Source organism: Streptomyces sp. NPDC090798 (genome assembly GCF_044768965.1).
In the GTDB taxonomy this organism is placed as follows: Bacteria; Actinomycetota; Actinomycetes; order Streptomycetales; family Streptomycetaceae; genus Streptomyces.
In genome coordinates this window covers 124801-148581 of record NZ_JBIVXA010000025.1, presented here as the reverse complement: position 1 = coordinate 148581, position 23781 = coordinate 124801, and the positions used below count along the sequence as shown (strand labels likewise).

Sequence of the window (23781 nt, the reverse complement as noted above, 5' to 3'; positions counted from 1 at the left end):
GTGATCAGGCTCCTTTGAGACTGCCGATCCCCAGGGAGCCCTCGGCCGCCGACGCTCCGGTGGGTGCGGCGGGCGGGTCGTCGAGGAAGTCGGCGCTCGGTACGTAGAACAGACAGCCGGTGACCGCCGTGGAAAAGTCGAGGATTCGGTCGTGGGTATGGGGATGGTCACCGAGGAACATGTTCCTCAGCATCTGTTCGGTCACCTCGGGAGTGCGCGCATAGCCGATGAAGTAGGTACCGAACTCCCTTTGTCCGATGCTGCCGAAAGGCATGTTGTCACGGACGATCTTCCGTTCGTTTCCGTCCGCGTCGGTGATGGTGTTCAGTGCGACATGCGAGTCACCGGGCTTGATGTCGTCCGGCATTTCGACGTTCGCCAGCTTTGAGCGGCCGATGGCTTTTTCCTGTTCCTGCGTCGGCAACGCGTTCCAGGCGGCGAGGTCGTGCACGTACTTCTGGACGATCACATAGCTGCCGCCCGCGAAATCGGGGTCCTCGACACCGATGAACACCGCGTCGGACGCGACCTCGCCCTCGGGGTTCTCGCTGCCGTCGACGAAGCCGAGGAGGTCGCGCTCGTCGAAGTACTTGAAACCGTGCACCTCGTCCACCACGGCGACCGCTCCGTAGAGGCGTTCGCCGATCAGTTGGGCCAGTTCGAAACAGAGGTCCATGTGGTGGGCTCGCAGATGGAAGAGCAGGTCACCAGGGGTGGACGGGGCTCGGTGCCGGGAGCCCGTCAACGCGACGAACGGATGCAGATCGCGTGGGCGGGGTCCTTCGAAGAGCCGGTCCCAGGCGGCGGAGCCGATGCCGACGACACAACTCAGCTCCGCATCCGGAGCGCGGAAACTGACCGATCGTCGCAACCCGGCCACATCCTGGAGCAGGTCGCGAACAGCGGGCTCGCCGCCAGGTGCCATGGTGCACACGAGGAACAGGGCGGCTTTGGCGGGCGGGGCCATCACGGACTGCGACTCAACCACGGAGCCTGCCTCCTACTTGTCGTGGCTATGGCGCTACGCACGGCAGGATAACGTGAGGAAACAGACTAAATTCTAAGATTGGCTCACGGCGATGTCGACCGCTGCGGGTACACGGGCGCCCGCCTGCGTGAATCGCACCCGCCCCCTGATGGTCGAGGATTAGCACCGCAGCAATTGCGCCTTCTTCGTGAGGGAATCCTGGCGATCCGCAAAAAGGTTTGTGGCGGACAGGACTTCTAGGCGCTCGCGGGGGAGTGCGGCACCACGAAACCGCGCCCCTCCCGCGACGACGAGAAGACCCACTGGGGCGAACCGGGCTAGACCACGGGGCCGAGGTTGCCTTCCATGGTGGTCCGGGTGATCAGAGGGCGGCCCCAGAGGGCGAGGAGTTCGTTGGCGAGGGCCACGATCGGGAGCGGGTGGCGGGTGCCGTGGATCTCTATGGAGGCGGCCGACAGGCTGCGCGGGACGGCTCCGGCATCGAGCAGGACACGCCAGTCCTCCGGCCCGAGCTCCAGGAACTCGAGCCCGGTCAGCTTGGCGATCTCCGGCGGGTCGGCGAGCGTACCGGGGTAGGCGGTGAGAGTCCGTAGGCGGGGCAGTCCGGTGAAGGGAGCGAGGCTGAGCGGCTCTCCCTCCCACACGCCGATGGACAGGACCTCCAGCCCGGGATGGACGGCGGCCTCGACACGGCTCAGGTTTCCGACGTTGACGTAGGTCACGGCCGGTGGCTGGTCGCCGCAAGGGCCCCGGTGCCCTTCGCCGAGTCCGTTCATCACCAGGTCGGTCAGGGAGTCGGCGAGCAGGTCGCCGCCGACGCTCTGCTCATGGTCGAGCATGATGATCTGTCCTGCGTGTCCGCGCGGGCCCGGTGTCAGGTCGACCGCGATGCGGTCGCCGCCGCCGTTGTCGCCGAAGACGATCCAGCCGGGGGGCCGACCAGCCCCTGCACGGCGGCGTCGGGCGGGGTGACGACCGCCTTCATCGCCGCGAACTTCCAGGGGGACGGACGGGACTGCGTGTCGGCGAGGTACAGGTCATCCAGGGAGGAGAGCTCGCAGCCGACCGCATCGGAGACGCGCTCCGCCGCCTCGTAGCCGTCGTTCCAGTCCTCCCACCGTGCCCTGGTCACGCGGTAGAGCACCTTCAACTCGTCGGGCGACACGACGCCGAGGCGCGCTTCCGCGGCGGCGATCTCCGCCTCGGTGGCGCCGATGGCATCGGGGATCCGCTCGCGGAGCGTCCGCTCCAGCGACGCCAGATCCACCGACGGGGCGGGCAGCGCTCCGGGGATCCGTCGGGAAGGCGGCGCCAGGGCTCGGGGACGGCATCCTCGACCAGGATGAGCGAACCCGGATGCGGATTGCCGATGCCGGGGCTCCGCGGCGGGGCTGGGATTGAGCAGGTGGAGTACGGCACTCCCGTCGGGCGAGATCTCCGCCGCGAACGAGATGTCGTCGACACCCGAGTCCGCGAGTGCGTCGCGTACCCGCTCCACCGCGTCGAACTCGTCCTGCATGTCCTCCATCTGGAGGGCTCGTCCGGGTTGCGGGCGCCGCCGCGGCATGGGCAGGCTCCACCCGTGCCGGCCGATCTGTCCCGCCACGTAGCCGCCCGGTGCGGCGATGCTCTCCGCGTTGGCGGTCCGCGGAACCCGCAGCACGGGCTCCCAGGTCGCGAAGTCATGTATCGAGGACGACGGCGGCCTCCGGTTGCTCTGGTGAACTGGCCTCGCGCCCTAACGAGTACGCGCGTCTGATAGTCGGTCAAAGAGCCGAGGAGCGCCGCCGACCTGGGACGAAGGGACCTGTTCGGGCTCCCGTTCGTCGCCGGGAAAGCTGCACTCCTCAGGTGAAGAAGCGCATCGGGTCCTCCTCGCGTGTATGTGTGGAGGGAGACGGCGACTGCGTGGCGACACAGGCCGTCGCCGAGTTGCTCATGGCTACGAGTTGTAGCCTCCCGACACCTCGATGTCGGCCGGCCGGGTCGACCCGCGCCGCCTCGACGTGGTCGTCGCGAACCTGGTCGGCAACGCGCTCCGCCACGGCGCAGACCCCGTAGAACTGCTCCTGCACGCACCGGAGTCGGCGGACGCGGACGACACGGGGTGGGCGGTCATCTCATCGGTGGCCCAGTACGTTGACCACCCGCCCGTTGGGATCACGAACGAAGAACCGGCGCACTCCCCACTCTTCGTCCTGCAAGGGGTGCACGATCTCCGCGCCGCTGACGCGCATGACCTCATAGGCCGCGTCCACGTCATCCACCTCCACGCTCATGTCGGGCGTGACCGGTGCTGTCTTGTCACTGGTCATCAAGCTGACCTGTGCCGCCGGGTGGGACGGCGAGGCGAGCGTGACGATCCAGCCGTGGTTCATGACCTCTTCGAAGCCCAGCAGGCCGTAGAACTCCCGGCTCTCCCGCACGACTTCCGACTGGACATTGGGCACGACACGACGAACGGCCATCGACGACTCCAGGTGAGAGCGAATCTGTCCCTACGTCTCACCGTACGATGACGTCGCGGTCGGCCTCGGCGAAACCTCCTCGGGCGGCACTCGTCACCGTCCTGGTAGTCGCACCTGGACCTCCTGCAGCACCCACCCGTTGCCGTCCGGATCGCTGAACGAGGCGTACGAAGCGTAGCTGCGGCCCTCTGGATCGGGGCCGTCCGCCTGATCCTGCACTCCGGCGTCGTAGACGTTGTGGTAGATCTCGCTCACCTCGACGCCTCTGCTGATCAGGTCGGCACAGGCCTGCTCCAAGTCGGAGACCACAAGGTAGTTGTGGGCGGAGCCCGGCGCCGCGGGAGTGATCCCGCGGCCGAAGTGAATCGAGCATTCCGACCCTGGTGGCGTGAGCTGCACGAGCCGGAATCTCGGACTGGCCTCGAAGTCCGCATCGAGCCGCCACCCCAGGCTTCGATAGAAGTGCAGCGCGCGACTGACGTCGGTGACCGGGATGACGGCGACCTCGAGCCTCATGCTCATGGTCGGCTCCTTGACGACGTCCGTTGCGCCGTCCTGCTCTCTCTGCTGGGTGCTCATGGCGATCTCCCATGACGGCCGCCCGGTTCGGCTGTGGCCCCTGATAGGCCTCCACCGGCGGGAACCCGAGCACCGGCTCCGGGTCACCCATGGACCGACTACGCGGTAGTTGTCGTAGGACCGATGATATTGGCGATGGCGGCTGACGGCGCGCCGAGTTCGTCGTTCCCCGGGTGAACCAAGGCCACCGGAGATCCTTCATTGACATTATGCAGGTAAGTGCCTGCATAATGGAGTGTGACCCTCGAAGCCGGAGCGATGGACTTGCTCTTCAAAGCGCTGGCCGACCCCACCCGGCGGCTCCTGCTCGACCGCCTGCGCGAGCGCAACGGCCAGACGCTGAGCGAGCTGTGCGAGCGGTTGGACATGAAGCGCCAGTCGGCGACGCAGCATCTCGACATCCTGGGGCAGGCCAACCTCGTGACCGTCGTGCGACGGGGACGGGAGCGACTTCACTACCTCAACCCGACACCGATCCACGAGATGGAGGAGCGCTGGATATCGGGGTTCGACAAGCCCCGCCTGCAAGCGATCAGTGCCATCAAGAACCAGGCAGAGGAGTACGCCATGACCGACGGACCCACGTCCGTGCCGACCTACGTCTATGTCACCTACATCCGCGCAAGCGCGGAGCAGGTGTGGCAGGCCCTGACGGACGCGGACCTGACGGCGCGCTACTGGGGACACGCCAACGTCTCGGACTGGCAGCAGGGTTCGACCTGGGAGCACCGACGCGTCGACGGCTCAGGTGCCGTCGACGTCGTCGGTCAAGTGATCAAAACCGAGCCTCCGACGCGCTTGGTCATCACCTTCGAGGACGCCCCCGACGCCGAAACGCCGAGGGAACCGTCGGTGGTCACCTTTCTCGTCGAACCACACGAGGACATCGTCCGCCTCACCGTGACCCACGAGAAGCTCCCCGACCAGGAGATGCTCAACGGCATCTCGCGGGGATGGCCGGCCGTGTTGGCGAACCTCAAGTCGCTGCTCGAGACCGGCGATGTCCTCCCGCAGGCGCCATGGGAGATGTCTCCCGGGCACGCCTGAGACGGCACTCGCCACTGCCCTTCCCGTACTCACCCTCGCGAGCGTCCGCGGAAACCCACGCACGACCGCAGAAAGAAGTCGACATGATGGACACCACCCCGCTGCGGGACGCCTACCGCTCGCTGCTGGACGCTGCCGCCACCGTGGCCGGCTCCGGCGAGACGAGCCCCGTCCCGCCGGCCGGCGAATGGAACGCCGAGCAGATTCTGGCGCACGTCGCCCTCGTCAACGCCGCCACCATCGCCGCGGTCTCCTGCGTCGCCGCGGGATCGAACACGACGTACGACAACCGCATGGCGCTCGACACCTGGACCATCGAACGCCTCATCGCGCTCGCCGGCGGCAACACTGGGCTCCGAGACCGCATCCGTCTCCAAGGCGACGCCCTCTGCGCACTCGGCGGACCGACGCTGAGCGACGCCGAACTCGACACGCCCGTGCCGACCCGTCTCCTGTCCAAGGGCACCGTCCTGGTCGATCAGCCGATGCCGCTGAGAGACCTCATCACCGGCCTCGCGGAAGTGGAGCTGCCCGGCCACACCAAACAGCTCCTGGCCCTCCTGGGTTGATCACCCCCCGAGTTCTCACCCGGGCGTGGTCCGACGAGGCGGCCAGTAAGTAGAACTGAAGCTTTCCGAAACAAAAGCTAACTGGAACTTCTCCTTCTGGTCGCAGATGGTGGAGCCATGTCCACCCGCATCACGTCTCCCCGCTTCCTCGCCCTGGCCGGCACCGTGGTGCTGTGGGCGTCGGCCTTTCCCGCCATCAGGGTCGGCATCGACGGTCTGGGAGCGGCGGCGCTGTCGTTCCTGAGGCTCCTGATCGCCGCCGTCGCGCTGCTGGCCGTGGCACCCTTCGCGAAGGTACGGCTGCCGCGACGCGGCGACCTGCCGCTGATCACCCTGTGCGGGGTCACCGGCATGACCGCGTACCAGCTCCTGCTCAACTGGGGCGAAGTGCACGTGCAGGCCGGGACCGCGAGCCTGCTCATCGCGATCGCCCCCGTCTTCAGCGTGCTGCTCGGAAGTCTGTTCCTCGGCGAGCGGCTCACCCACACCATCGTCGTCGGCAGCGTCGTCGCGCTCGTGGGCGCGGCCGTCGTCAGCCTGGCCGAGGGCACCGGCGGGTTCTCCGTCTCGGCCCTCGTCATCCTGGCGGCCGCCGTGGTCCAAGGGGTCTACCACTTCGCGAGCAAGCCCCTGCTGCGCCACTACACCGGGCTGGAGGTCGCTACCTACGCGATGGTCGCGGGTACGGTCTTCGCACTGCCCCTGATCCCCGCCACCTGGCACGCGACCGCCCACGCCCCGGCCGCCGCGCTCGCTTCCGCCGCCTACCTGGGCCTCCTGCCCTCCGCCCTCGGCTTCGTCATCTGGGCCTACGCGGTTGCCCGGCTGCCGCTCGCCGTCTCCACCGCGGCCCTGTACCTGGTGCCGCCGGTGGCGCTGATCGTCTCCTTCGTCTGGCTGGGGGAGGTGCCCCGTCCCATCGCACTGGCCGGTGGAGCGATCAGTGTCGCGGGAGTGATCCTGATCAGCCGGCACAGGCAGAACCACAATGCCACCAACGCCCCCGCCGTGGACGGGTCCGAACCGCAAGGAGCCGCTTGTGCTTGACGTACGCCGCCTGCGCATCCTCCAGCACCTGGCCGCCTACGGAACCGTCGCGGCCACGGCGGATGCGCTGCACCTGACAGCACCGGCTGTCTCCCAGCACCTCGCCGCCCTGCAGAAGGAGGCCGGCACGCCCGTCGTCGAGAAACACGGCCGCACGCTGCGCCTGACCGCGGCCGGGGAACTGCTGGTGGCCCACACCGAGGTCATCCTGGCAGAGCTCGCGGCGGCCGAGTCGGGCCTGGCGGCGATGAAGGGAGGCCGCCGCGGCACGGTACGGATCAGCGCCTTCGCCTCCGCCGCCCGCACCCTCGTTCCACCCTTGTTCGAACGTCTCGCCGGCCCCGATATCGCCCCCGGCAACGGCACCGGTGCCGCCCGGGATCTCTCGCTACGGCTCTCCGTCCAGGAGCCCGACGAGGCCCTCGACGAACTCCACAAACGCTCGACCGACCTCGCCCTGGTGCACAGCTACACCGTGCTGCCGCGCAGTGTCCCCGCGGCGTGGGAGCAGTCGGTCCTGATGGAAGAACCGGTCCTGCTCGCCCTGCACCCCGACCGGGCCGGACTGGAGGGCCTCGCCGCCGGGCAGCCCGCGGACCTGTCCCGTCTCGCGCATCTGCCGTGGCTGACCCCCGGCCCGGAGACCTCCTGCTACGAGATGATCCAGCGGGCCTGCGGCGCGGCCGGCTTCGTCCCGGACATCCGGGCCGCCAGCAGCGATTTCTCCGTGCTGACGGCGCTGGCCGCCGCCGACGCCGGTGCCGTCCTGGTTCCCCGCATGGCTCTGCCGGACCACACCGCGCCCCTCAGTCTCCACCCCCTGGTCCGTCCCGTGTCCCGGACCGTCTTCACGGTCAGCCGCGCGGGCACCGGCAAGCACCCCGATCTGCGGGCCGTACTGGACCTGCTGCACGAGACGGCCACGGCGCTCGACGACAGGGGCGGCAACCGGCCCGGCCGGCCCCGGTGATCGTTGGCTCCGGCGGTGATGAGCCCCCCGCACTGGAGCACAGCGGCCGCCCCGCGCAACCTCGAAGAGCGCTGCCCCCTCATACCAGGGGAACCCACCCGGATACTCGGAGAGGAGCGCCTGTTGGCCGGTCAGTTGTCCCGCCGGAAGTTCATGGTCTACTCGCTCGCGGCGTCCACACTGACCGTCGCGGCGCCCATCGGCTGCGACACGTCGTCGGCGGAGGGTGTCGAGCCCACCGCGGCGGAGGTGCACGGGCCGTCCCGCGTCCTGGTGACCGGCGCGGACGACGAGATGCTGGTCCTGGAGGTCACCGCGGCCAACAAGGTGGTCGTACGACTGCCGCGCGTCGAGGTCGGGCAGGGCATCACGACCGCGGTCGCCATGATGATCGCCGAGGAACTGGACGCCCGGCTCGCCGACATCGACATCCCGCTCGCCGAGGCCCGCACCAAGGGGAACCAGTACACCGGCGGCTCAAGTTCCGTCCGTTCCCTGTACGGTCCCGCCCGCGCGCTCGCCGCCACCGCCCGGGCCCGGCTGGTGACCGCGGCCGCCCGGCGCTGGCACCTGCCCGCCCGGAGCCTGCGTACGCGGGACAGCAGGGTGGTCGCCCCCGACGGCCGTACGGCCACCTTCGGATCGCTGACTGCGGCCGCCGCCCGGATCCACCGGCCCGATGTGTCGAGCGAGCCCAAGCCCGCGTCCCGGCACAAGGTGATCGGACGGCCGACAGGCCGGATCGACGCGCGGGACATCGTCACGGGCAAGGCGAAGTACGCCGGGGACCTGGAGGTCGCCGGGGCGAAGCCGACCGTGGTGGCCCGGCCGCCGACGCTCGGTGGGCGCCTCGTGTCGGTCGACGACCGGGCGGCCCGCGCGATGCCCGGCGTTCACGCGGTGGTCAAGGTCGCCGGCGGTGTCGCCGTGGTCGCGGAGTCCTTCCACCACGCTTTCAAAGCCCGCGACGCCCTGCGCGTCACCTGGAAGCCCGGCCCGTTGGCGCCGTTGTCCGACGCCGCCATACGTTCCCGGCTACGGGCCGCCGTTCCCTCGGTCGGCGCGCCGCCGCGCGGATCGGCGCAGGTCGAGGGCGAGTTCGAGTTCGCCTTCGTCAGCCATGCCCCGATGGAAGTGCTGACGGCGGTGGCGGACGTACGCGCCGACGGTGCGGAGATCTGGTTCTCCTCCCAGACACCGATGGACGCGCGGGAAAGCATCGCCTCGGCGATCGGAGTGCCGAAGTCGAAGGTCCGGGTCCATGTCGTGCGCGGCGGCGGCTCGTTCGGCCGGCGGCTGAACTACGATGCCGCGATCGAGGCCGCCCTGATCTCGAAGGCGGCACGGCGACCGGTGAAGCTGATGTGGAGCCGCGGGGACGACATCCGGCACGGCCGGATGCGCCCGGCCTCCCATCACCACATCCGGGCCAGCCATGCGCACGGCAGGGTGGTGGCCTTCAGCCATGCGATGGCCTCGGTGAGTGAGTCGTTCGAGCGGCAGAGCCTGGCCGCTCAGGGCGGCGTGGCCGTGCAGGGCGGTGTGGCCACAGTGGCCGCGGGCCCGCTGCCCAGCGACAGCGGCCTCTACGACTTCGGGCGTGTATCGGGGAGTTCGGGCTCGGTTGAGCTGGCGATGCCCCTCGGAGCCTGGCGGTCGGTGGACTCCGGGACGATGCGCACCGCGGAGGAGATCGTCGTCGACGAGGTCGCCGCCAAGCTGGGCAAGGACTCGGTGGCCTTCCGGCGCGACACGCTCAGGAACAAGGCCGTCAAAGCCGTACTCGACAAGGTAGCGACCGCCGGGAACTGGGGTCGGCCCCTGCCGTCCGGCCAGGCACAGGGTGTGGCCGTCCACGAGGAATACGGCTCCTGCGTGGCCTGCCTGGTCGAGATCGACGCCACCGACCCGAAGAACCCGCGGGTGACCAGGGTGGTGATGGCGGCCGATGTCGGAATGGCCGTCAACCCGCGCGGACTCGAGGCCCAGCTCATGGGTACGGCCGTCGACGGCATCTCCACCGTGCTGCGGGCCGGACTGCACATCGACCGGGGTGCGGTGCGCGAGGGGAGCTTCGCCGACTTCCGCTACGCCCGCCAGCAGCACTCCCCGCTGCGCTTCGAGGCGTACATCATGCCGTCACGGCACGAGCCCGGCGGGGCCGGCGAACTCGGCGTGCCGGCGGCGGCCGGTGCCGTGGCGAACGCCTACGCCCGCGCGACCCGTACCAAGCCCCGCCGCTTCCCGATCAACTTCTGATCGCTGTCCGAGAAGGTGCTGATGCCCTCCTATTCCTTCGTCCTCAACGGAAAGCCGGTCACCGTCGAGGCCCCCGCCGACATGCCGCTCCTGTGGGTACTGCGCGACCTGCTGCACGTCACCGGGCCCAAGTACGGCTGTGGCGTGGGCGTTTGCCGTGCCTGCACCAGCCACCTGGACGGGGCGGAGATCCAGCCCTGCGTCGTCCCTGTCGCCGACTGCGTGGACCGCGGGGTCACCACCATCGAGGGCCTGGCCGACGGCGACACCCTGCACCCCGTACAACAGGCGTGGCTCGACTGCGATGTCGCTCAGTGCGGCTTCTGCCAGCCGGGCCAGATCATGGCCGCCGCGGCCCTGCTCAAAAGGACGCCCCGGCCCACCGACGACGACATCGACCGTATCGAGAACGTCTGCCGCTGCGGCACGTACTCCCGGATCCGTGAGGCGATCAAGAAAGCCTCCGCCGCCGACGACAATGTCAACCGCCCTGGTCGGAGCCGTCCTTGAGGCACGAGGTGGCGTTCGGTCCCGGTGGGGTCAGGCGTCCGCGACCGTCGCCGTGACGGGCGTGCCGATCTCGACCGTACGGCTGACCGTGCAGAGCCGTTCGTGGGAGGTCTTGACCGCTCGGGGGAGGATCGCGCGGGCGCGGTCGCCGAGGTCGCCGTCCGGGAAGGTGACGGAGAAGGTGACCACGAGGTCGGTCATCCGGTTTCCGGACTCGTCGCTGATCTTGTCGCCGGTGACGGAGACGGCGAACCCGGTGGGCTCCGCGTGGCGGGCGGTGGCGACATCGACGTCGGCCGCGGTGCAACCCCCGATCGCGGCGAGCAACAGCTCGACCGGGGTGAAGTCGGTGCCGCCGTGGGGATCGGAGCTGGTGCCGAAGCTGATCGTGCCGCCGCGGGGGTTCGTCGCGGTGAAGTGGCCGGTGCCGGTCCGCTGGATGGTGACGGAGCGCAGGGTGTTTTCGGTCATGCCGACGACACTAACGCGCAGGTTGAGAGACCTGGCTCTGTCGACGGTGCAACGCGAGAAACGGCGCCCGCGCGTCCCCGCGCCGGCTTACGGGGTGCTTCTCAGGGGGTGCAGTACGGCGGCGCCGACCCGCAGGAGCGCGGACAGGGGTGGCTCGACCCATCGGGTCAGTTCGCGCTGCAGGGCCGGGTCGAGCTCGATGGTCACCCGGACGTATCGGGTGTGCAGGTGAGTGACCTTGGCGGGGCGGGATGCGGCGACGTCGGGTTCGCGCTGCAGTGCCGCTCGGTAGGTGTCCTTGCGCTGGTTCACGCCTTGTCCTGACGTTTGATGAGTTCGTCTGCGAGGTCCATGTACGCCGAGCCCTTGACCTCGACCGGGCTGCCGAACGACTGGGCGTACAGGTCGAGTCGGGGAATGTGGGTGGACAGCACGTCGAAGCCCCGCTCGGTGAGGGCTTCGCGAGCGTCGGCGTCGGGGCCGGTGCGCGTGGCATCGGGACGATTGGTGCGGTTCAGCAGGACAGCGGCACGGGCCGGCTGCGCCCGCAGCGACTGCACGTCGCTCATCTCGCTGCCGATGGGCGCCATGCGATCCAGCTCGATGGGGGCCGGGGTCAGCGGCACGATCCACTCGCTCGCGTATCTCATGATGCTCCGCGCGATGTGGGCATGGTCCTCCAGCTGCGGGGCGTCGAACACCACGGACTGTCGGTTGCCGAGAAAGTCGTTCACGCGCCGGTGCACGTCGCCCACCGGAAAGGCGATCACAGGAAACGGGAAGCCTCCTGCCAGTTCGCTCCAGCGCAAGGCGGAGGAGGCGGGGTCACTGTCCACCAGCAGGGGTGAGAGGCCCGACTCGTGCAGGGCGTGGGCCAACCAGACCGCGCTGGTCGTCTTTCCCACTCCGGGTTTCAGGTTCACAAAGGCATAGCTCAGCGACACGAGACGCAACGCTAACGGTCGCGAGCGGCCGACTGCCGTCGGCGCGGCACACGCTCCCCCTTTTCACCCTGCGGCGCCGGGAATCATTCGTAGGGGCTAACGCGGGAGGCCGACGGCGGGTCAGTCGGCCAGTGCGGAGGCCAGTTCTCGCGCGGCTTGCACGAGTTCCTTGTCCGGTTCGTCGAGCAAGCGCTGGAGCGCCTCGCGATGGGCGCGTACGGCTCGACGTGCGTCGCGTTCCCATCCCACGTAGTTCTCGCGGCGATTGAGCAGCTTGGGGTAGGCAACGGCCGTACTCTCCCACTGCCGGGCGTCGGCGATGCTCTTCAGCAGCTGAAGGACCTGCACACGGCAGGGGACCTGAGGGAGCTCGGCGATTTCCCACAGGAAGGGGACCGTGGCGGCGGTGGCCTGGTCCACGACGAAGCCGTACTGGCAGATGCGTTGCCGTAGACGCGCGAGCGCGGCAACGGCGGTGTCTTCGTCACCCGTGGTGATGGCCGCGAGCAGGAAGGGGATGCCCGTGGCGGACCCGGTGGAATCCTGGAGCTCGCGCCATGGGACGTCTCTCAGGTTCTTGAGGGTTGTCTCCATGTCCGCTCCCACGAGAGGTGTTGCGTGATGCCGTGCGCCGGGAGGCTCTGCCGATGCGGCGCCGGTCATGTCGGACCCTGCCAGGGCGGTGATGTCGGCCGAGACAGGGGAGTGGGCAGCATCGCCCAGACGGTCTTGCCGGCACGTGAGCGAGTCCAGCCCCAGTGCTCGGACAGTTCTTCGACGATCCGCAGGCCGCGGCCGTGGACATCCAGCGGGGCGTCCGTGCGTGGGCAGACGGGCGGGCTGTCGTACTGATCGGTGACGGCGCACACGAGATGGGCGCGTCGAAAGGTCAGATTCAACCGCACGCCGTTCTGCCCGGCGGGGGAGTGCGGTGCCGCGTGAAGCACCGCGTTCGTGGCCAGTTCATTGACGATGAGGACGGCGTCGTCAATGCGGTGGTCCAACGCCCAGTGGCCAAGGGTGCGGCGGGTGAAGGCGCGCGCTTGAGCGAGCCCCTGGTTGGTACCGGTGATGCGCAGGCTGGCGAATCTGGGTGAGTTGCACGCGGGATCGCTCCCCCCGGGCCGCCCTTGCCCCGCGATGGAGGAGCGCGCTTCTTCCATGAGTGAGCCGGTCGGAGCGGCTCGACCCGACGATGGCGCGGCCTTGCCGCTTGCAAGGCTCGGTGCTTGGCGTGCAGGTAACGACACGACATCTCCCTGATGCGACGTCAGGTGCGGGGCGGCGACAGTGCGGTTGACGCCCGAGCTATTATCCATCCTGACAGCGCCCGTCGTGCAATTTCACGGGAAATTGCACGAGTGGGTGGCTGGGGCAGGCCGCGCGGGTTCGGTCCGCCCCAGTGGGCGGCCGACCTGTACACCGTGGTGGAACGTGAGCAAGGAGAGTGCGGTGCCGTCAGTGCGAAACGGAATGCGGGCCAGTTCACTGGGCGTTCGCTGGGTGAAGAGCCGGCACAGCAACGCCGAGGGCAACTGCGTCGAGGTGGCATCCCTGGCCGAGGGAGGTGTGGCGCTGCGCAACTCGCGCGACCCCGACGGGCCGGCCCTCATCTACACAGCGGCTGAAGTGGCCGCTTTCCTGGCCGGGGCGAAGGAGGGGGAGTTCGACCATCTGGTGTGAAGCGGAGTCGAACGATTCCACTTCTGCCGACGCGTGCGACAGTAGGCCGCGGGATGCGAGGATGGACTTCGTCGTCTGCCGTTCTACAGGGAGTCCAGGATGTCCGCCGAGTCACCTCGTGTCTCCCGCCTCGAACCGTATCTGACGCGGACCGAGCCCGCTCCGACCTTGCTGAAGATGCTGGTCGGTGTCCAGCTCGCGGGCATCCGCGAAGACGCCGGCCTCGCGCAGGAACAGGCCGCTCGCGCCATCGGGTTCAGTCCGGCGAAGCTGTCGCGCATAGAAGCGGGCAAGGGCCGTCGGCCGCCCACGGAAGGGGACGTCCGCGCACTGTTGGAGCTCTACAAGACCAACGACCACGAGGCGTCGGTTCTGCTCCAGTTGCTGCAGCGTGCCGGTGAGCCGGGATGGTGGCAGCGCTACGACAAGCGGCTGATGCCCGAGTGGTTCGATCGGTTGGTAGGGCTGCAGGAGGCCGCTGCGGCCATCCGCACCTTCGAGATCCAGTACGTCCCCGGTCTGCTGCAGACTCCGGCCTACACCAGGGCAGTCGTGGAGCGCGGTCTGCCCACGGCACCGGCCGGTGAGGTGCAGCGCCGTGTCGAACTGCGCATGCGCCGACGTGAACTGCTGGGTCGCGAGGACGGTCCGCAACTGTGGGCGATCATCGACGAGTCGGTCCTGTTGCGCGTACTGGGCAGCCGCGAGGTGATGCGCGAGCAGCTCGAGTACCTCGTGGAAATGGCTCAGCGTCCCCAGGTGACGTTGCAGATCGTGCCCCTGGACGTGACGAACGCCTCCGCGCCCGCCATCCCCATCACCTACCTGCGCTTCGGCGGCCTCGATCTGCCCGACATCGTCTACCTGGAGCACATCAGGAGCGCGAACTTCCTGGAGGACCGGGACGAGACCGAAGAGTACCGACTGGCTCTGGACCGTCTGGGAGACGAAGCCCTCACCCCGCGGGATTCACTGACGCTGTTGCGGGACACGACCGCGGGGCGCTATTCGACCTCGTGACCGCCTCCGGCTCCACCGGCCGAATCCCGGTGGAGCCGACGGGGGCAGTCCCGTGGTCCTGCGGTCTTATTGGATCCGGCCGGCGCCGCCGAACTCGACCCATTCCTGGGTGAGCTGACGGGGTGCGACCTCGCTGTCGGGCCGCCAGGTGGACACCTCCACCAGACCGGGCTCCAGGACGTCGAGTCCCTCGAACCACTCCGCCACGTCCTTCTCCTGGCGGACCCTGCCCCAATGACCCTGGGTCGCCTGATCCATGAAGTCGGTGACGAACTCCCGGACCTTCTCGTCCTCGCTGACCAGCTGACACATCACCATGAAGCTGCCGGGCACGAGCCGTTCGGCCACCCGGTGGGCCACGGCGAGCGGACCGTCGGCCTCGCCGTCCGGAATGCAGTGGAAGACCGAGTTGAACAGCACGGCTACCGGCTGCGAGAAGTCGAGCAGGCGCTGAGTGTCCGGGTGGGAGAAGATCTTCTCCGTGTCACGCAGATCGGCGTGGATGACCGTGGTGCGGTCATTCTGGTCCAGCAGCGCCCGTCCGTGCACCAGCACCATCGGATCGTTGTCGACGTACACCACGCGCGACGAGGGATCGACGCGTTGCGCGACCTGGTGGACGTTCTCCTGGGTGGGCAGGCCTGACCCGTGGTCGAGGAACTGCCTGATTCCGTACTCGGCTGCGAGCGTCCCGACGACCCGCTGCAGGAAGCGCCGGTTGTTCAGCGCCAAGGCGCGTGTGCTGGGCACGACCTTGTCCAGCTCCGCGCAGGCTGCCCGATCGGCCGCGTAGTTGTCCTTGCCGCCCAGGTAGTGGTCGTACATTCGAGCGGCCGTGGGTACGGTGGCGTCGATCTTCGTGGACAACTGCTTTCCAGCCTGCATCGTTCCCCCAGCTCCAAGCTGCTTCTAGTGGCTTGGCTTGACAGACAATACATCCTAGGCAGTGGGCAATTGGGGATACCAGCCTGTTGACCGAGGATCTCCGGGACAGCACCTGCGGGACCCTCTGGCCCGGCGCGTGTCCGGTCCTCGCCGTGGCACCGTGCGGCCGTGCCGCCCGGTGAGGAAACATGGGACCGCAAGTGATGAAAAACCGAGGTGGAGGTGCGGGTACATGCAGCACGAACGAGCGGGCACTCCGGCCGGTCCCGAGGACCTCGTCGACGTGGCCCGGCTGGTCACGGCGTATTACGCGCTGCACCCCGACCCGGCGGAACCCGGCCAGCGCGTGGCCTTCGGCACGTCCGGACATCGTGGGTCGTCACTGGCGACCGCGTTCAACGAGGACCACATCGCCGCGACGAGCCAGGCCATCTGCGAGTACCGCGAGGGCCAGGGCATCGACGGTCCCCTCTTCCTGGGCGCCGACACCCATGCCCTGTCGGAGCCCGCGAAGGTCACCGCACTGGAGGTGTTCGCGGCCAACGGAGTGTCGGTGCTCCTCGACAGCTCGGACGGCTACACGCCCACTCCGGCGGTCTCGCACGCCATTCTCACCCACAACCGCGGACGGACCTCGGGTCTCGCGGACGGGGTCGTGGTCACCCCCTCCCACAACCCGCCCGCCGACGGTGGCTTCAAGTACAACCCGCCGAACGGCGGCCCGGCCGGCTCCGAGGCGACATCCTGGATCCAGGACCGGGCCAACGAACTCATCGAGGGCGGACTCAAGGGCGTACGGCGCATCCCCTACACGAGGGCGCTGGCCGCCCCCGGTACCGGCCGCTACGACTTCCTCGGCACCTACGTGGCCGATCTGCCGAACGTGCTGGACCTGGACGCGATCCGCGCGGCCGGCGTGCACATCGGCGCGGACCCCCTGGGCGGGGCCTCGGTCGCCTATTGGGGACGCATCGCCGAACAGCACGCGCTCGACCTGACGGTGGTCAACCCGCTCACCGACCCGACCTGGCGATTCATGACGCTGGACTGGGACGGCAAGATCCGTATGGACTGCTCGTCGCCCTACGCCATGGCCTCGCTCATCGAGCAGCGCGACCGTTTCCGGATCGCCACGGGCAACGACGCCGACGCCGACCGCCACGGGATCGTCACACCGGACGCCGGGCTCATGAACCCCAACCACTACCTCAGCGCAGCCATCTCCTATCTGTACTCCCACCGGGACCAGTGGCCCGCGGACACCGGGATCGGCAAGACGCTGGTGTCGTCCGGCATGATCGACAGGGTCGCCGCCGACCTGGGGCGTCAACTGGTCGAAGTGCCCGTGGGATTCAAGTGGTTCGTGGACGGGCTGGTCAGCGGCTCACTCGGGTTCGGCGGGGAGGAGTCGGCCGGCGCGTCCTTCCTGCGCCGCGACGGTTCGGTGTGGACCACCGACAAGGACGGCATCATCCTGGCCCTGCTCGCCTCCGAGATCACGGCGGTGACCGGGAAGACCCCCTCGGAGCACTACACCGCGCTGACCGCACGCTTCGGCGCCCCGGCGTACGAGCGCATCGACGCGCCGGCTTCCCGCGAGGAGAAGGCCCTCCTCGCGAAGCTCTCGCCCGCGCAGGTCAGCACGCACACCCTTGCCGGAGAAGCGGTCACCGCGGTGCTCACCCATGCTCCGGGCAACGACGCGGCCATCGGCGGTATCAAGGTGACCACCGCCAGCGCCTGGTTCGCGGCCCGTCCTTCGGGCACCGAGGACGTCTACAAGATCTACGCCGAGTCGTTCCTCGGAGCCGATCACCTGCGCCAGGTACAGGAGGAGGCGAAGGCCGTGGTCTCGGCGGCATTGAGCGGCTGACAGCACGCGTGCGACCCGAGCGGATCCGGACAAGGGCTGTTCCCGCAACGGCCCTTGTCCGCAAAGGTCCTTCAGTCCGTCAACCGGCGTCCCGACCACCGCCTGCCGCTGCCGCCGAACTGCCTTCGGCCACGGTCGAGATGTCGATGTCCCACTCCAGGTGCTGGAGGAGGTCGTCGTCCCCGGGGCGGGGAGCGGGCGCTCTTTGACCGGCGCGTGACGGTGTGTGGAAGCCACGGGAGATCCTGCCGCTGGTCGTGATGTTGTGCTCCACGCGCGGGCGACGGAGGGCCTCGTAGAGGGAGAGCGCGGACTCGGTGTCGGGCGCGTCCCGCAGTGACTTCGCGAGTACGACAGCGTCCTCGAGCGCCATCGACGCTCCTTGCCCGGTCGCGGGGGAGGCCGCGTGGGCAGCGTCGCCAATGATCAGAGTCCGTCCGTGCCGCCATCGTGTGCCGGTCGGGATCTCGGTCGCGTTGGTGACCATGATGCGGTCGGTGGTGGCCGCGACCACGTCCGCGGCGGGAGTGGCGTCCCCGCGCAGCAACGGCACGAGCAGCCCACGCCAGTGGCCGGGCGTGCCGTGCGCGATGTCGTCGGCGGACAGCGGCGCACCGGCCACACGCGCGAACCAGTACGTCTCTCCGCCGGGCGACACCGCACAGCCGAAGGCGGCCGCCCCGCCCCTCACCATGGTGAAACGCCCGGTTTCCGCGACCAGGGGCGCCGCACTGGCGTAGCCGTAGAAGACGCTCTCACCCGCGAAGCAGGACTGTGTCTCAGGGGCGATCGATCCCCGGACGGTGGAGTTCAGCCCGTCGGCGCCGATCAGCAGGTCGCCGGTCGCGGAGGAGCCGTCGGTGAAACGTGCGGTGACGCGGTCCGGACCCTGCTCGACGGAGGCGAGCCGGGTGCCGCGCCGGAGCTTGATGCCCCGGCGTGCGGCCTCTGCCTGCAGGGCGGCGTTGAACTCGCCGCGGAGCAGGCACCGGTACGCGAGAAGCGGGTCGTGGGCCTCTCCGAGTGGCATCTGTGCCACCTCGGTGCCCGCTGCGTCGAGCACGCTCATGGAACGAAGCGGGAAGCCGACCTCGGTGACCGCGACGGAGGCGTCGATCTGGGCGAGGGCACGCATGCCGTTGCTCGCGAGTGTGAGGAAGGCACCGATGTCCTCGGCCGATTCGGGGTGCGCCTCGTACACGGTGACGTCGAACCCCGCCTTGTGCAGGGCCAAGGCCGTCGCCGTACCGGCGATACCGCCTCCGATGACAAGTATCTCCGTCATGTCGTATCCCCCGGCACCCGTTGGACTCTCGCTCGATGTACCCGCGCAGTGCCCAACGCGTGGGCGCCTGCGAGGGGTTCCCGACCGGTCCCTGGAACTTCCCGGTCGGAGACAGACGTGAGACGGCCGCCTTCTCAGGTGAGCAGGCCCAGGCCGCTGTACCAGAGTGGGCCGGGGTTGAGCCGGTCGCCGTGGAGCTTCATCATCTCGTCGAAGAACTCCAGCGGCGTCGGGTTGCCGGCGAGGAGTCGGATCGCGTCTCGCAGGTATCGGCCGGTCTCGTCCAGGATCCTCGGATCGTCGGGCAGGTCCCTGTTCTTGTGCCCGGCGACTACATGACGCGGGTGGAGCGCGGCGACCCGGTCGATACCTTCGAGCCAGGCCTGGAGGCCGCCGTTGCCGCCTTCCAGCATCATCTGATGCACACCGTTGTAGACGACGTCTCCGGCGACGACGAGACCGATCGACGGTACGTGCAGGACGCTGGAGTCGTCCGTATCGGTGTGGCCGGTCTCGACCGCGCGCAGGACCTGGCCCTCCAGGCGGAACCCCTCGGCCGGTACGGGAACGGCGAGTACCGGGGTGTTCTCGGGGACCTGGGAGAAAGTCCTCGCGAACCCCTCCTCCTTGCCCTTCAGTTGCTCCCGCATCTGCCAGATGGTGCCCTCGGTGGCGTACACGACGGTGTCGTCGTCCCCGAACTGCTCCAACAACGTCGCCGTGCCGAACCAGTGATCGGGGTGGCCATGGGTGATGTACACGTACGCGATCCGCTTGCCGGAGCGCGCCACTCCCTCGGCGACCTGTGCGATCTGCGGGTGGGTCAGCGGCGGATCGACCAGGGCGGCGTCCCGTTCCCCGTAGATGAGGGTGGAGGAGACCGGCGAGGAGACGATCTCGTCGCCGTTCGGCATCCGCAGATCGATCTTCCTGGGGACTCCGTCGGAGACGAGTACCTCGTAGGACAGGGGAGCGGAATGGCTCATTTTCGGCACTTTCCTCATGGATGAGAGACACCGCGAACCACTCTCACACGGAGGGAAGCGGCCTGCCCGTCGAAGGTCTGCGTGCGACCGATCCAGAGGGGGAGGTCGCGCCGGCCGCCCTGCCACTCGATGCCCGGCGGGCGTCCGCGCGATGCTGTCGATCTACCGCGCGCTGCTCCTCGACGCCGAACGGAACCGGCAAACAGTACTCCGGTCACCGATGAACGCCGAGCCCCCGAGCGCCGGCAAAAAGTGACGACATGATCTAGTTCCCCTTTCGGTCGGCTCTCACGGTGCGGAGGACGCTCTCGCGGAGCAGGGAGCGACGTTGTTCGTGAACTTCGGGGGGCTCCTGGGCGGTTGCCGCGTAGACGTTGCTGACCGGTGACCAGGCCATGGACATGGCGATGACCATGGCCATCACGTCGAACGGGTCTCCCTGGCGCACCAGGCCGGCGGCCTGGGCTTCGGCGATGGCACGCAACTTGCGGTCGTCGAGGCGGTCGGGATCGTCCACCAGGTGCCCGGTCGGGCGGCGCTCCAGGCGCGCCCAGGTGGCCAGCCGGATGAGGTCGGGGCGGCGGAGGTACTCGTCGTAGAGCCGTACGGCCCAGTCCGCGAGGTCGGTGGCGTCGATCGGGACGACGTTCACGATCCGCTCCAGCGAGCCGAAGAAGATGGCGTCGAAGAGCCCTTCCTTGTTTCCGAAGTAGGCGTAGAGCTGTGCCTTGTTCGTGCGCGCGGCGGCCACGATCCGCTCGATGCGTGCGCCGGCGATCCCGTGCTCGGCGAACTCACGGGTCGCCATATCGAGGATGCGCTGGTACGTCGCCGCTCCGCGCGAGGTCAGGGGCCGGTCTGTCATGTCCGCCAGGCTACCAAACAGAACAGTTGGTTTGCCTGGTGCGGCAGGTGTGTCTTCGCTGAGATAGACCGAACAGTCTGTTTAAGGAGATGCGCGGTGCGGACAACAACTGGCTGGCAGGCGGACGGCCCGACGGCGACGTGGGGAGTACGCCATGTGCCGGGCCGGCCAGGAGAACTTCTGCCACGCCTTCCCGACCCTGACCTACGGCGGCGTCGACCGGCACGACGGATCGACCACCCTGGGGGGCTACTCCCGCGAGTACGTGGTCCGCGACCGGTTCGCCCACCCTCTTCCCGCCGGTCTGGACCCGGCCGCCGCCGCTCCTCTGCTCTGCGCCGGGATCACCGTCTGGGAACCGCTGCACACCTTGGGCGTGGGGCCGCACAGTCGCGTCGCCGTGGCGGGGCCGGGTGGCCTGGGCCATCTCGCGGTCAAGTTCGCCGTGGCTCTCGGGGCTGACACCTCGGTCATCAGCCGCTCACCCGACAAGCTCGACGATGCTCGTCGTCTCGGCGCCCACGGTCTCGTCGTCTCCACGGACCCGGAACAGCTGGCCGACGCCCGTGACCGGTTCGACGTCGTCATCGACACCATCTCCGCCCCGCACGACCTGGGGCCCTATCTGCGCCTGGTCGCCATGGACGGGACGCTCAGCCACCTCGGACACCTCGGACCCGTCACCGTGGAGACCATCGACCTCCTCGTGGGACGCAAGAGGCTCAGCTCCGCAGGCAGCGGCGGCAGGCCCGCGACCACCGCCATGCTCGATTTCTGCGCCGAGCACGGCATCACCGCCGACATCGGGCTCCTCCCCTCGGCACGCGTGAACGAGGCCCTCGAACGCCTCGGCCGCAACGACGTCCGCTACCGCTTCGTCCTCGACATGTCCGACCTGGCAGCCTGAAGGAGGTGCCGCTCGGCTGAAATTCCGGCTCGGTGTCCGTCGGCCTGAACCTCAAGTCGTGCCGTGCGACGGCGACAAGAAGCGTGTGTTCACCCGCGACCGGTGCCCCGGGGGCGGGTACGAGGGCGGCGCCCCCACTCCACGGCGGCCGTCCCGATCAACCCTGGCGGGCCGCGTCGCGCTGTCGGGGTGTGTAGTCCGGCGGTCGTGGGGGACCATGGAAGGCGACGCGCCTGTGGAGACAGGCAGGCCGCGCTCCAGGCCGGCGGATCACCCCGCGTGCTGTCGGCCGCGGAAGGAGTGCCTGTGATGAGCGAAGCCGAATGGCCGTCGGGCATCGACTGGGCTCGCACCCGCCGCGACAGCGAGCCGTCGCAGCCGAGCGGGCTGATGGACCTCCTCGGCGTCGCGGCGACACTGCTGGACGCGGACGGAAGGATCGTCCTGTGGAGTCCCCAGGCGGAGGAACTGTATGGCTACACCGCGGAGGAGGCGCTCGGACAGTACGCCGCACTGCTGCTTGTCCGTGAAGAGGACTGGGACTGGGTGATCAAGAAGTTCGCCGAGGTCATGGAGACCGGTCAGGGCTGGGGCGGCACGTTTCCCGTCCGGTGCAAGGACGGGAGCAGCCGGCAGGTGGAGCTGCGCAACACTCGGCTGTTGGACTCCCGCGGCGACTTCTACGCTCTCGGGCTCGGCACCGACTCACCCACGCTCCGTGAGGTGGAACGGGATGTCGCCCTGTCCACCCGGCTGATCTCCCAGTCCCCCTTCGGGCTGGCGATCCTCGACACCGGCCTCAGGTACCTGGCCGTCAACCCCGCGCTGGAGCGGATGCACGGCCTCCCCGAGAAGGAGCACCTCGGCCGCCCCTACCGCGAGATCATGAGCCCCGACAAGTTCGAGGTGATCGAGGCCGCGATGAGGAGGGTCCTTGAGACCGGGGTCCCCCTGGTCGACGAGTCCACCGTTGTCGGCTTCACGCCGGCGGACCCGGAACAACGGCACGCGTGGTCGATCTCGGTGTACCGGCTGGAGGACACCCAGGGCCGTGTGCTCGGGGTGGCCGAACTCGTGGTGGACGTCAGCGAGCGCTACCGGTCGGCCATGGAGGCCACCGAGACCCGGCGGCGCCTGGCCCTGATCGCCGACGGCTCCGCTCGTATCGGCACGACCCTGGAGGTCGAAGAGACTGCCCGGGAGCTGGCCGAGGTGACCGTTCCCGAGTTCGCCGACATGGTCGCCGTCGACGTGCTCGACTCCGTCCTCGACGAGCACCGCTCCGCCTCCGAGAAGGGCCCCGCGCTCTTCCGCGCCCTCGCCGTGAAGGCCGCCTACCCCACCGATGCCGTCCGGGCCGCCGATCCCCCGGGCAACATCACCTCCTACGAAGCCGATCGCGTGGCCACCCGATGTGTGCGCACCGGCCGGCCCATCCTGATCGCCCACGCCGATGGGAACGACCTGAGTCGCATCGCCCGCGACGATCGCGCCGCCACGCTGCTGGCCCGGGCCGGGGTGCACTCCTACATGGCCGTCCCGCTGACCGCACGCGGCGCCGTCCTGGGCTTCCTGGGGCTCTCCCGCGCCCGGGACCCGCGGCCCTTCGACGAGGACGACCTCTCCATCGCCACCGAGCTCGCATTCCGCGCCGCGGTGTGCATCGACAACGCCCGCACGCACCAGAGCGTGCGCACCGCCGCCGAGACCCTCCAGCGCAGCCTCCTCCCCGACCACCCGTCCCGCCTTCCCGGCCTGCAGGTCGCTTCCCGCTACGTCCCGGCACAGGCCGCCTACGAGATCGGCGGCGACTGGTACGACGTCCTCCCGCTCGGCGGCGACAAGACCGCCCTCGTCGTGGGCGACGTCATGGGCAGCGGCATCGACGCCGCCGCGGCCATGGGGCGCCTGCGCACCGCCACGGCCGCCTTCGCCAGCCTCGATCTGGAGCCCGCCCGGGTTCTCGAGCAGCTCGACTCGATCACCTCCGGGCTGGAGCAGTACATCGCCACCTGCCTCTACGCGGCCTACGATCCCCACCGCGGAGAGTGCCGCATCGCCAACGCCGGCCATCTGCCTCCTGTCCTCGTGCGCAGTGGCGAGCGCCCACGGCTGCTCGAGCTGCCCGCCGGTATCCCTCTCGGAGTCGGTGGTGTCCCGTTCGAAGCGACCGCCGTCGAATTCGGCCTGGGCGACAAGCTGGTCCTGTACACGGACGGTCTGGTCGAGACCCGCCACGACTCCATCGACGAACGTCTCGCCGTCCTGGTCCACGCCCTGGAGGTGGCCGACTGCCCGTTGGAGGAGACGTGCGACCGCCTTCTTGAGGGGCTGCGACATCCGCGCGACCGCGACGACGTCGCTCTGCTGATCGCCCGCGCGGTACGTTCCCTGTGACGAGCACGCGCGGCCCGCCCGGCCGGGG

General features: G+C 69.0%; 23 protein-coding genes and 2 pseudogenes. 11 read left to right on the top strand and 14 right to left on the bottom strand.

Annotated features, from left to right (window positions below):
- Positions 1–4 precede the first annotated feature (4 nt).
- From ACIQTP_RS38765 to ACIQTP_RS38745, 5 genes and pseudogenes are all read right to left on the bottom strand, one after another.
- The gene (locus ACIQTP_RS38765) at positions 5–988 is read right to left on the bottom strand and encodes a Dyp-type peroxidase (protein ID WP_403408805.1); all 984 of its coding nucleotides are present in this window, start codon (positions 986–988) and stop codon (positions 5–7) included.
- Positions 989–1305: 317 nt separating this feature from the next.
- Positions 1306–2486 (bottom strand): annotated as a pseudogene (locus ACIQTP_RS38760) (SMI1/KNR4 family protein).
- Between the two features lie 349 nt (positions 2487–2835).
- Positions 2836–3063: a hypothetical protein gene (locus ACIQTP_RS38755; protein WP_403408803.1), complete on the bottom strand. Its 228-nt coding sequence runs from the start codon at positions 3061–3063 to the stop codon at positions 2836–2838.
- Positions 3064–3108: 45 nt separating this feature from the next.
- Complete coding sequence (locus tag ACIQTP_RS38750) at positions 3109–3456, bottom strand: VOC family protein (protein WP_403408801.1); 348 nt, start codon at positions 3454–3456, stop codon at positions 3109–3111.
- Positions 3457–3549: 93 nt separating this feature from the next.
- Positions 3550–3978 (bottom strand): VOC family protein, encoded by a 429-nt coding sequence (locus ACIQTP_RS38745; protein WP_075032068.1) that lies wholly within the window; start codon positions 3976–3978, stop codon positions 3550–3552.
- A 315-nt stretch (positions 3979–4293) separates the two neighbouring features.
- Between ACIQTP_RS38745 and ACIQTP_RS38740 the strand changes: the two genes are divergently transcribed.
- The 6 genes from ACIQTP_RS38740 to ACIQTP_RS38715 all read left to right on the top strand — a co-directional run bounded on the left by ACIQTP_RS38740 (position 4294) and on the right by ACIQTP_RS38715 (position 10437).
- Positions 4294–5082 carry an ArsR/SmtB family transcription factor gene (locus ACIQTP_RS38740; protein ID WP_403408799.1) on the top strand — a complete coding sequence of 263 codons (789 nt, stop codon included), beginning with the start codon at positions 4294–4296 and terminating at the stop codon, positions 5080–5082.
- An 83-nt stretch (positions 5083–5165) separates the two neighbouring features.
- Positions 5166–5651: a hypothetical protein gene (locus ACIQTP_RS38735; RefSeq protein ID WP_403408797.1), complete on the top strand. Its 486-nt coding sequence runs from the start codon at positions 5166–5168 to the stop codon at positions 5649–5651.
- Positions 5652–5768: 117 nt separating this feature from the next.
- The gene (locus tag ACIQTP_RS38730) at positions 5769–6698 is read left to right on the top strand and encodes a DMT family transporter (RefSeq protein ID WP_403408795.1); all 930 of its coding nucleotides are present in this window, start codon (positions 5769–5771) and stop codon (positions 6696–6698) included.
- Positions 6691–7668: a LysR family transcriptional regulator gene (locus tag ACIQTP_RS38725; protein WP_403408793.1), complete on the top strand. Its 978-nt coding sequence runs from the start codon at positions 6691–6693 to the stop codon at positions 7666–7668. Before ACIQTP_RS38730 ends, ACIQTP_RS38725 begins: the two co-directional genes overlap by 8 nt.
- Before the next feature lie 153 nt (positions 7669–7821).
- Positions 7822–9927, top strand: a complete 2106-nt coding sequence (locus tag ACIQTP_RS38720) for a molybdopterin cofactor-binding domain-containing protein (protein WP_403408840.1) — start codon at positions 7822–7824, stop codon at positions 9925–9927.
- A 21-nt stretch (positions 9928–9948) separates the two neighbouring features.
- Complete coding sequence (locus tag ACIQTP_RS38715; protein WP_403408791.1) at positions 9949–10437, top strand: (2Fe-2S)-binding protein; 489 nt, start codon at positions 9949–9951, stop codon at positions 10435–10437.
- 30 nt (positions 10438–10467) lie between these two features.
- Here ACIQTP_RS38715 and ACIQTP_RS38710 read toward each other — a convergent pair whose 3' ends face one another.
- From ACIQTP_RS38710 to ACIQTP_RS38690, 5 genes are all read right to left on the bottom strand, one after another.
- The gene (locus ACIQTP_RS38710; RefSeq protein WP_403408789.1) at positions 10468–10908 is read right to left on the bottom strand and encodes an OsmC family protein; all 441 of its coding nucleotides are present in this window, start codon (positions 10906–10908) and stop codon (positions 10468–10470) included.
- An 87-nt stretch (positions 10909–10995) separates the two neighbouring features.
- Positions 10996–11220 carry a hypothetical protein gene (locus ACIQTP_RS38705; RefSeq protein ID WP_099945399.1) on the bottom strand — a complete coding sequence of 75 codons (225 nt, stop codon included), beginning with the start codon at positions 11218–11220 and terminating at the stop codon, positions 10996–10998.
- The gene (locus tag ACIQTP_RS38700; protein ID WP_388127328.1) at positions 11217–11852 is read right to left on the bottom strand and encodes an AAA family ATPase; all 636 of its coding nucleotides are present in this window, start codon (positions 11850–11852) and stop codon (positions 11217–11219) included. Before ACIQTP_RS38700 ends, ACIQTP_RS38705 begins: the two co-directional genes overlap by 4 nt.
- A gap of 120 nt (positions 11853–11972) precedes the next feature.
- Positions 11973–12446, bottom strand: coding sequence for a hypothetical protein (locus ACIQTP_RS38695; protein ID WP_403408787.1), 474 nt, complete (start codon positions 12444–12446; stop codon positions 11973–11975).
- Positions 12447–12511: 65 nt separating this feature from the next.
- Positions 12512–13015, bottom strand: a complete 504-nt coding sequence (locus tag ACIQTP_RS38690) for an ATP-binding protein (RefSeq protein WP_403408785.1) — start codon at positions 13013–13015, stop codon at positions 12512–12514.
- Between the two features lie 310 nt (positions 13016–13325).
- Here ACIQTP_RS38690 and ACIQTP_RS38685 point away from each other — a divergent pair, with 310 nt between their 5' ends.
- Both ACIQTP_RS38685 and ACIQTP_RS38680 read left to right on the top strand, forming a co-directional pair.
- Positions 13326–13535: a DUF397 domain-containing protein gene (locus ACIQTP_RS38685; RefSeq protein ID WP_402034111.1), complete on the top strand. Its 210-nt coding sequence runs from the start codon at positions 13326–13328 to the stop codon at positions 13533–13535.
- Between the two features lie 99 nt (positions 13536–13634).
- Entirely contained in the window at positions 13635–14555 is a 921-nt protein-coding gene (locus ACIQTP_RS38680; RefSeq protein ID WP_403408783.1) for a helix-turn-helix domain-containing protein, read from the top strand.
- Between the two features lie 66 nt (positions 14556–14621).
- Here ACIQTP_RS38680 and ACIQTP_RS38675 read toward each other — a convergent pair whose 3' ends face one another.
- Entirely contained in the window at positions 14622–15440 is an 819-nt protein-coding gene (locus tag ACIQTP_RS38675) for an SAM-dependent methyltransferase (protein WP_403408781.1), read from the bottom strand.
- A 232-nt stretch (positions 15441–15672) separates the two neighbouring features.
- Between ACIQTP_RS38675 and pgm the strand changes: the two genes are divergently transcribed.
- Positions 15673–17313 (top strand): phosphoglucomutase (alpha-D-glucose-1,6-bisphosphate-dependent), encoded by a 1641-nt coding sequence (pgm, locus tag ACIQTP_RS38670; protein ID WP_403408779.1) that lies wholly within the window; start codon positions 15673–15675, stop codon positions 17311–17313.
- Positions 17314–17392: 79 nt separating this feature from the next.
- Here the strand turns inward: pgm and ACIQTP_RS38665 are convergent, their stop codons facing one another.
- The 3 genes from ACIQTP_RS38665 to ACIQTP_RS38655 form a co-directional block, all read right to left on the bottom strand.
- Positions 17393–18598, bottom strand: coding sequence for an FAD-dependent oxidoreductase (locus ACIQTP_RS38665; RefSeq protein WP_403408777.1), 1206 nt, complete (start codon positions 18596–18598; stop codon positions 17393–17395).
- 134 nt (positions 18599–18732) lie between these two features.
- Positions 18733–19584: an MBL fold metallo-hydrolase gene (locus ACIQTP_RS38660; RefSeq protein WP_403408775.1), complete on the bottom strand. Its 852-nt coding sequence runs from the start codon at positions 19582–19584 to the stop codon at positions 18733–18735.
- 265 nt (positions 19585–19849) lie between these two features.
- Positions 19850–20449 (bottom strand): TetR family transcriptional regulator, encoded by a 600-nt coding sequence (locus ACIQTP_RS38655; protein WP_403408773.1) that lies wholly within the window; start codon positions 20447–20449, stop codon positions 19850–19852.
- Positions 20450–20591: 142 nt separating this feature from the next.
- Between ACIQTP_RS38655 and ACIQTP_RS38650 the strand changes: the two are divergent.
- Together ACIQTP_RS38650 and ACIQTP_RS38645 are read left to right on the top strand one after the other, a co-directional pair.
- Positions 20592–21356, top strand: a pseudogene (locus ACIQTP_RS38650) (zinc-binding dehydrogenase); the annotation flags it as partial.
- Between the two features lie 309 nt (positions 21357–21665).
- Positions 21666–23753, top strand: a complete 2088-nt coding sequence (locus ACIQTP_RS38645) for a SpoIIE family protein phosphatase (protein ID WP_403408771.1) — start codon at positions 21666–21668, stop codon at positions 23751–23753.
- The last annotated feature ends 28 nt before the right edge of the window (positions 23754–23781 follow it).